The organism is Saccharopolyspora sp. NPDC002686, from assembly GCF_040295745.1.
Classification (GTDB): Bacteria; Actinomycetota; Actinomycetes; order Mycobacteriales; family Pseudonocardiaceae; genus Saccharopolyspora; species Saccharopolyspora oryzae.
On the sequence record NZ_JBEOVY010000351.1, the window covers coordinates 1 to 8,030 of the forward strand.

Consider the following 8,030-nt stretch of genomic DNA (forward strand, 5'->3'; position numbering starts at 1 on the left):
ATTGAAACTGCGGTCCGGCGAGGTGCAGTTTCAATTGAAACTGCGGACCGGACCGGGTCAGGCCGCGGTGTAGTGCTTGACGCCGTCGATGGTCTCGGTGCGGAGTTTGGCCTGCAGGACCAGCACGTCGAGGTGGGCCGAGGTTTCCAGGACCGCCAGCATCTGGTTGAACGGGTCCAGGTCGTCCAGGGCGTGTTCGCGGCGGGTCCAGGTCAACGCGCGTGCTGCTTCGTAGGCGGTGGTGGCACCGCGCGCGACGACGTCGGCCGTGGTCGCCAGGCGTCGGTCGTGGTGGTCGAGCAGCTCGTCGATCCGCTGGTGCACGCTGTCGGTCACGGGGCCGTGCGCGGGCAGCAGCCGCATGTCCGGCAGCGCGCGGACCAGCCGCAACGAGGCCATGTAGTCGCGCAGCGGCGATTCGCTGGGTGCCTGCTCGAAACCGATGGACGGGGTGATGTGCGGCAGCACGTGGTCACCGGCGAACAGCAGCCCGCTCGAGCCGTCGACGAACACCACATGGCCGCGGGTGTGGCCGGGAGTCGGCAGGGCGCGCAGCGGTCGGTCGGCCAGGTCGACGTCGGTGGACTCGGTGATCCACTCGTCGGGCTCCTCCCAGTCGGTCGACCGGTACTTCGTGCCGCGGGCGGCGATCACCGCGTCCCGCACCGGTTTCGCGCCGCACGCGGTGAGCAGCTCGACCTGCTTGTCCAGCGGCGTGTGCCCGGGATCCATCAGCTTGCGGATCGTGTGCTGCTCGCCTTCGCCCAGCAGCACCCGCGATCCGTACTCGCGCCGCACGGCGACGGCTTGCGTGTAGTGGTCGCGGTGCGCGTGGGTGACCAGGAACCGCTTGATGTCGCCGAGCCCAGCGCCGATCTTCCGCAACCCGGCGGTGAGCTGCTCGCGCGCCTCGTCCAGCGCCCAGCCGCCGTCGACCAGGGTGAGCCCGTCGCCGTCGCTGATCGCGTAGACGTTGACCGCCCGCAGACCGTCGTTGGGAAGGGGGAGCGGGATCCGGTGCACCCCGGGCGCGACCTCGTGCGCACCGGGTCGCATCCACTCGTGCCGCGCGTCGCCCATGACCACACCTCCGAGCCCGCCACCTGTTCAGGGGCGTCCCAGTAGACGTACCACAGACATACCGACCGGTCAGTGTGCCCTGCGCCACGTCACACCGCCGGCGCCACCGCGAGGGGTTTTCCAGGCCTGTTCTGCGCGACGGTGTCGCTGGCCGGAACCTCGGACACAGGTCGTCCGTGGGGTTCAGTCGGACGCGGTCACCGGCCGCGACCAAAATTCCATTGAGCCTTTTTCATCCTGCTTCGTGCTGGAGGGCGAGGATGGCTTGGGCGAGGGTGCCGACTTGGTGTGGGCAGCAGCGGACGCGGTCGAGGACGTGCCAGTTTTTGAGGGTGGCGAAGCCGCGTTCGCCCTGGCAGCGGATGCGGGCGTGGGCGGTGTTGGCCTCGAGGTAGGACTCGGTGAGTTTGCCGTACCAGCTTTTGTACGGGGTGATCACGCCCTCGGCGATCTGGTGATAGCCGCGGTCGGCCAGCAGCAGGATCTCGGCCTGATCGGCTAGTTCGGGGATGTGATGGATGCGAGCGGCGCTGGTGTCGTTGACCAGCCCGGCCGGGATCCCGCTGGAGATCCAGATCAGGTTGCCGTGAGGATCGGTGAGTCCTTGCAGGTTGATGCCGTGATAGCGGTGTTTCCCGGAGTAGAACGGCCGGTTCGCGGCGATGCGGTCGGTGCGGATAACGGTGCCGTCCAGGATGGCGAAGTTGGTGAACGTCCAGGCCAGTCGCCATAACGCGGCGGTCAGCGAGGGGGCACGAGCAGCCAGCAGCCGGGTGGTTTCGCGGATGTAGCGGTAGACGGTGGCTACACCGATACCGAACCCGGCGGCCAGCCGCGCGTAGGTGTCGCCGTTGCGCAGAAACACCAGCACCAGCAGTGCTTGCTCGTGCGCGGCCAGCTTGCGCCACCGCGTCCCCGCCGCCTTGTGATGAGCCCGCAGCACATCGGCGACATACCGCAGGGTCGTGCTGGACAGATCGATCGCCGACGGATACAACAACACCCGAAGCTCCTGGTGGTCCTGGGTTGATCTTGGTCGACGATCCATCTACCAGGAGCTTCACTCATACCCAAGCCCCCCTCCACCCTGACCAGCAAAGATCAGGATGAAAAAAGTTCATTGAAATCGGACCTCGAAATTCAATGGAATTTGCGGAACCCCGGCCGCGGCTCAGAGGACCGGGTGGACTTCGGGGTGGGCGTTCCACCAGCGGTGGAAGGCCGGGTTGTCCGGGACGTGCGCCAGGTAGGCCTGCGCGAGGTCCTGGTAGAGGACGTCCGCCTGCGCTCTGGTCAGGCGGTCCGGGCGCCAGGCCACCGCCAGCCGGGCGACCAGGGGATCTCCCGCCAGCGGCAGCACGGCGGTGCCCTCCGGGACGGCGAACGTGGGCTCCACCAACCGGATTCCGTAGCCGCGCGCGACGAGTTCGCGCGCCCCGCCGCTGGGCGCCTCGAACTGGATCCGCGGTTCGAAACCGGCGTCCAGGCAAGCAGAGCGGAACACCGCCAGCGAACCGTCGTCGGCTCCGGGCGGTCCGATCCACGATTCGTCCGCCAGATCGGCCAGCCGGACCTCGTCGCGGTCGGCGGCCCAGTGGTCGGCGGCGAGCGCGACGAACCACGGGTAGCGCGGCACGAGCACGCGGCTGATCACCGGGCGTTCCAACGCGAGGGAGAAACCTTCAGCGTTGGCAACCAATCCCGCGTCGTAGCGTCCCCGGGACAGCGAATCCGCCAGCACCGCAGCGGAAGATTCGACGTGCAGCATCACAGACTGCCCCAACCGGCCGTCCTGCATCCGGTCCACCACGCTCGGCACGCACGCCAGGTGCGCGCATCCGAGGTGCAGCGGCTCGGTCGACGGCGACGGTCTGCCCGCCGCGCCGAAGAGGGAATCCACTTCCGACAGCACGATCCGCGCCCGGTCGACGGTCCGGCGGCCGAAATCCGTCGGCACCACACCGGTTCTGCTGCGCACGAACAGCGGATCGCCGAGCATCTTCTCGATCGCCTGCAGCTGGTTGCTCAGCGCGGGTTGGGTGAGCTCCAACCGGGCCGCGGCGCGCGTGATGCTGCCGGTTTCCGCGATCGCGCAGATCATCCGCAGCTGGCGGATCTCGATCGTCATAGCGGAACTCTATATCCCGGCTTATGACGACAGATCACCGCTGGCTGCCAGAATTCCCCTTGCGTGCGCGCGTTCTCCCACCCCGAGCCCCCGAGCAGGAGGTCGAACGTGCCGATCAGAGCACCCCGTGCGGCCGGTCGGCGGAGTTCCGCAGTGCTCCGCGCCGTGCTACTCGTCCTGGCCCTGAGCCTGGTCCCACCCGCTGCGCCCGCCCTGGCCGAAAACCCAGCGGCAACAAGCAAAACTTCCGATCCCCGAGTGCTGGACGCCTCCGAACGCCCACCGCTGCCGGTCGGAAACCCCCGCGAGCACCCCGAACCGCAGGAATTCCCGTTCCGGCCACGGCCTTCGACGCAGCCGGCGCAAGCGGACTGCGACGCGTCGCGGTTCACCGGTACCACCGGCGCGGAACTGGTCGGCGAGATCAAGGCCGCGACGACCGACTGCATCAACACCCTGTTCGGCCTCTCCGGCGCGGACGCGCACGGCGCGTTCCGGGAAGAGCAGATGGTCACCGTCGCCAACGCCTACCGGGACAACGCCGTCGCCTATCCCGGGGACAACAGCACGAGCACCGCGCAGCTCGTGCTGTTCCTGCGCGCCGGGTACTACGTCCAGTACGGCGATCCGGAGAGCGTCGGCGACTACGGACCGGCGCTGAAGGCAGCGGTCCAGGGCGCGCTGGACGCGTTCTTCGCCAACGAGAAGTCCGGGACGGTCAGCGACGAGAGCGGCGAGGTGCTCGCCGAATCGGTGACGCTCGTCGACAGCTCAGCGGAGAACGGCCGGTACCTGGACGTCGTCAAGCGGCTGCTCACCGCCTACGACTCGTCCTACGACCAGTACTGGTGGATGCTCAACGCGGTCAACAACGTCTACACGGTGCTGTTCCGCGGACACCAGTTCCCGGACTTCGTCGACGCCGTGCACGCCGACCCCAGCGTCCTGGAAACGCTGCACACCTTCGCCGCGCAGCACCTCGACCTGCTCGGCGGCGACAGCGGGTTCCTGACCGCCAACGCGGGCCGCGAACTCGCCCGCTTCAGCCAGCACGAAGCATTGCGCGACCAGGTCCGGCCGATGCTCAAGGACCTGCTCGGCAAGAGCCGGCTGACCGGTCCGACGGCGCCGCTGTGGGTCGGCATCGCCGAGGTGGTCGACTTCCACGACGGCCAGAACTGCGCCGAGTACGGCACCTGCGACCTGCAGCAGCGGCTGATCGACGCGGTCCTGACCGTCCAGCACACCTGCAGTCCGAGCATCGGCATCCGCGCCCAGCAGATGTCGGCCGAAGAGCTGGACGCCACCTGCACCAGCCTCACCGGCCAGGACGCTTTCTTCCACGACAAGGTCCAGTCCGGCGGCCAGCCGGTCGCCGATGACAACAACACCACCATCGAGGTGGTCGTCTTCGACTCCGGCGGCGACTACCAGACCTACGCCGGCGCGATCTACGGCATCGACACCAACAACGGCGGCATGTACCTGGAGGGCGACCCGGCCCAGCCCGGCAACCAGCCGCGGTTCATCGCCCACGAAGCCGACTGGGAGCGCCCCGACTTCGAGATCTGGAACCTCAACCACGAGTACACCCATTACCTCGACGGGCGCTTCGACATGCACGGCGACTTCGCGGAGTCGACCAGCACGCCCACCGTGTGGTGGCTGGAGGGCATCGGCGAGTACATCTCGTACAGCTACCGGCAGCAGGCCTACCCGGAGGCGATCGAGGAGGCGGGCAAGCAGACCTACCGGCTCAGCGAGCTGTGGGACACCACCTACGACAACGCCGACACCAACCGCGTCTACCGGTGGGGCTACCTGGCGGTGCGGTACATGTTCGTGCGCCATCCGGACGAGCTCGGCACCGTGCTCGGGATGTACCGGAAGGGGGACTGGGCCGGTGCCCGCGAGTTCCTCACCGGGACCATCGGCACGAGCTACGACCAGGACTGGGCGAACTGGCTGACCGAGTGCTCCGCGGGGGCCTGCTCGACGCCGTGACCGGTCGGGGCGAACGGACCGCTCAGAACGCCAGCCGAGGCGAGCGGTCCGTTCGCCCCGGACGCCCGACCACGTGGTGTGACGAAACGTGATCGCTCAAGATCACGTTCCGTGACTGAAAATCACCCGGTCGTCGCGTGGGGCGGCGAAGTCTGCCGTGCCAATCTGTATGGGCCCTTCCGGGCTTCAGTCAGATGGGGGGCGGGTACCTCTTTGGGGTCGCAGGGAACGTCGCTAGGAGCTCGTCATGTTGAGCAGGCATGAGCGGGACAGGCTCGCCGAGATCGAATCGGCGCTGATGTCCGGCGATCCTCGGCTGGCGGAGAAGTTCGAGAGGTTCGACGGGCGCCGGGACTGGACCGGAGTTCGCCGGGTGCTGGTGTTCCTGGTGTTCGCGCTCCTCGTGCTGCTGGCCGCGCTGTGCCTGGTCAGCGGACTGGTCCTGAGCTCGATCACGCTGTTCGCGGTCACCGTCGCGAGCGCCGGTGCGCTCTGGTGGCGGGGCAGGCGAAAAGGGCGAACCTGAACCAGATGTCCGATGTGGACGATTCACGGGTGCGGCAGGGCCTGCAGGACCGTGTCGGGCTCGACGTAGGTGCCTTCGGGCAGCGTCCGCAGGCGGGCCAAGTGCGCGGCGGGCGCGCCCAGCGCCTCGCACTGCTGGTGGATCTCCTGCTTGGTCGCCGGAAATCGGACGTGGCAGAGGAACCGGAGCAGCTCCGCGCGATCGGGTAAGGACGCCATCACTCGCCTCCCGGCCGGGACGACATCCGACTACCCGCCCATCACCTGCGGGAACCGCGAATCAGCGGTGCGCCTTGAGCAGTTCCCTGGCCTCGGCGGCGATGGCGGGCGCGTCGATGCCGGCCTGCCCGAGCAGCTCCGCCGGCGTCCCCGAACCAGGCATGATGCGCACCGCCAGCACGTGCACCGGAGCACCGACCCCGGCCAGCGCGCTGAGCACGGTCTCGCCGAGCCCGCCTTCCGGCCAGTGGTCCTCCACCGTGACCAGACCGCGCGTCTCGGTCGCAGCCCTGCGCAACGTCTCCGCATCGACCGGCTTGATCGAGTACAGGTCGATCACCCGGGCCTGGACGCCCTCCGCGGCGAGGATCTCCGCCGCCTGCAGGGACTCGTGCAAGGTGATCCCGGCGCCGACCAGCGTGATGTCGTCGCCCTCGCGCACCACCCGGGAGCCGCCGATCGGGAACTCCTCGTCCGGCGCGTAGATCACCGGGGTGGCGCCGCGGCTGGTGCGCATGTAGTTGATCCCGGGCCGGTCGGCCATCGCCGCGGCCAGCTGCACGGTCTGGTTCGCATCGCACGGGTACAGCACGGTGCTGCCGTGCACCGCGCGCAACGCGGCCAAGTCCTCCAGCGCCATCTGCGACGGCCCGTCCTCGCCGATGGCGACCCCGGCGTGCGAGCCCATCAAGCACAGGTCGGCCCGGCTGATCGCGGCCATCCGGATGAAGTCGTAGGCGCGGGACAGAAAAGCGGCGAAGGTCGAGGCGAACGGTCGCCACCCGCGCACCTGCATGCCCACCGCGGCGGCCAGCATCTGCTGCTCGGCGATGTACATCTCGAAGTAGCGGTCCGGGTGGGCATCGCGGAACATCTCGGCGAAGGTCGAGTTGCCCACCTCGCCGTCCAGCGCCACCACGTCCCCGCGGCGATCGCCGAGCGCGCGCAGCGCCTCGCCGTAGGCCTTGCGGGTGGCGACCTTGGTGCCCGGCTCGAAGGCGGGCAGCCCGCCGCCGCGCACCTCGAAGACGTGCGGCTGCGCGGTGGTGGTGGGTTTGGCCGGGGTGACCCGCAGGTCGCGGAGCCCGCCGAGCTCCTGGATCGCTTCCTCCGGGTGCACCAGCGCCTTGCCGTGGAATCCCGGTTTGTCCTCGACCTCGGCGACGCCCCTGCCCTTCTTGGTCGCCGCCAGCACCGCCACCGGACGGCCGTCGCCGTCCTCGGCGTCCTTCAACGCGGTCTCGATCTGCTCCGGGTCGTGGCCGTCGATCTCCAGCACCCGCCACCCGGCAGCCCGCGCGCGGTCGGCGTAGGCGTCGAGGTCCCAGCCGTGCATGGTCTGCCCGGTCTGGCCCAGCCGGTTGACGTCGACCAGCGCGATCAGGTTGTCCAGCTGCTCGAACCCGGCGTGCTCCAGCGCTTCCCAGACCGAGCCCTCGGCCATCTCGCTGTCCCCGCACAGCACCCACACCCGGTAGGGCAGCTGGTCCAGCCGCTGCGCGGCCAGCGCCACGCCCACCCCGATCGGCAGCCCCTGGCCGAGCGACCCGGTGGCCACGTCGACCCAGGGCAGGATCGGAGTCGGATGCCCCTCCAGCCGGCTGCCGAACTCGCGGAAGGTCATCAGCTCGGCGTCGTCGATCGCACCGACCGCCTTGAAGCACGAGTACAGCAGAGGTGAGGCGTGCCCCTTGGAGAAGATCAGGTGATCGTTGCGGGGGTCTTCCGGGTGGTCGAAGTCCAACCGCAGATGTCCGTCCAGCAGCCCGGCCATCAGGTCGGCGGCCGACATGGAGGAGGTGGGATGGCCGGACCCGGCAGCACTGCTGCACCGCACGGAGTCCACCCGCAGTTGCTGCGCCAGCTCGAAGCGGAAGCTCAGGTGGTCCATGCCCCACCAAGTGCCCACCTAACCCGCCCCCGAAACTCACGCCTGTCTTGTTTGTCTGAAGCACTCGTTTTGCGTGGCGGTGCGGGTGGCGGAACCTCAGCGCCCGCCTGGTCTCCGGGTGCCCGACTTTATGTATGCCAATACACGGCAGTCGGGCCGTCCTCGCCAGGCGAACGCTGAGAA

Annotated in this window: 7 protein-coding genes; 2 read left to right on the plus strand and 5 right to left on the minus strand. The window is 68.8% G+C overall.

The window, feature by feature from the left end; translation table 11 throughout:
- Positions 1–57: 57 nt before the first annotated feature.
- The 3 genes from ABTZ89_RS32035 to ABTZ89_RS32045 form a co-directional block, all read right to left on the minus strand.
- Positions 58–1,080, minus strand: a complete 1,023-nt coding sequence (locus ABTZ89_RS32035; protein WP_351051796.1) for an MBL fold metallo-hydrolase — start codon at positions 1,078–1,080, stop codon at positions 58–60.
- A gap of 232 nt (positions 1,081–1,312) precedes the next feature.
- Positions 1,313–2,083 carry a transposase family protein gene (locus ABTZ89_RS32040; protein WP_351051799.1) on the minus strand — a complete coding sequence of 257 codons (771 nt, stop codon included), beginning with the start codon at positions 2,081–2,083 and terminating at the stop codon, positions 1,313–1,315.
- Between the two features lie 168 nt (positions 2,084–2,251).
- Complete coding sequence (locus tag ABTZ89_RS32045; protein WP_351051802.1) at positions 2,252–3,208, minus strand: LysR family transcriptional regulator; 957 nt, start codon at positions 3,206–3,208, stop codon at positions 2,252–2,254.
- A 258-nt stretch (positions 3,209–3,466) separates the two neighbouring features.
- Between ABTZ89_RS32045 and ABTZ89_RS32050 the strand changes: the two genes are divergently transcribed.
- Complete coding sequence (locus tag ABTZ89_RS32050; protein WP_351051805.1) at positions 3,467–5,212, plus strand: collagenase; 1,746 nt, start codon at positions 3,467–3,469, stop codon at positions 5,210–5,212.
- Positions 5,213–5,459: 247 nt separating this feature from the next.
- Positions 5,460–5,738, plus strand: a complete 279-nt coding sequence (locus tag ABTZ89_RS32055) for a DUF3040 domain-containing protein (RefSeq protein WP_270951028.1) — start codon at positions 5,460–5,462, stop codon at positions 5,736–5,738.
- Positions 5,739–5,761: 23 nt separating this feature from the next.
- Here ABTZ89_RS32055 and ABTZ89_RS32060 read toward each other — a convergent pair whose 3' ends face one another.
- On the minus strand, positions 5,762–5,956 hold the full coding sequence (locus tag ABTZ89_RS32060; RefSeq protein WP_270951027.1) for a DUF2795 domain-containing protein: 195 nt from the start codon (positions 5,954–5,956) through the stop codon (positions 5,762–5,764).
- A 61-nt stretch (positions 5,957–6,017) separates the two neighbouring features.
- Positions 6,018–7,847: a transketolase gene (locus tag ABTZ89_RS32065; protein WP_270951064.1), complete on the minus strand. Its 1,830-nt coding sequence runs from the start codon at positions 7,845–7,847 to the stop codon at positions 6,018–6,020.
- Positions 7,848–8,030: the final 183 nt, after the last annotated feature.

Coding starts and splice junctions, on each gene's coding strand:
- ABTZ89_RS32035 (WP_351051796.1), bottom strand. CDS start 1,080: ATGGGCGACGCGCGGCACGAGTGGATGCGACCCGGTGCGCACGAGGTC.
- ABTZ89_RS32045 (WP_351051802.1), bottom strand. CDS start 3,208: ATGACGATCGAGATCCGCCAGCTGCGGATGATCTGCGCGATCGCGGAA.
- ABTZ89_RS32055 (WP_270951028.1), top strand. CDS start 5,460: ATGTTGAGCAGGCATGAGCGGGACAGGCTCGCCGAGATCGAATCGGCG.
- ABTZ89_RS32060 (WP_270951027.1), bottom strand. CDS start 5,956: ATGGCGTCCTTACCCGATCGCGCGGAGCTGCTCCGGTTCCTCTGCCAC.
- ABTZ89_RS32065 (WP_270951064.1), bottom strand. CDS start 7,847: ATGGACCACCTGAGCTTCCGCTTCGAGCTGGCGCAGCAACTGCGGGTG.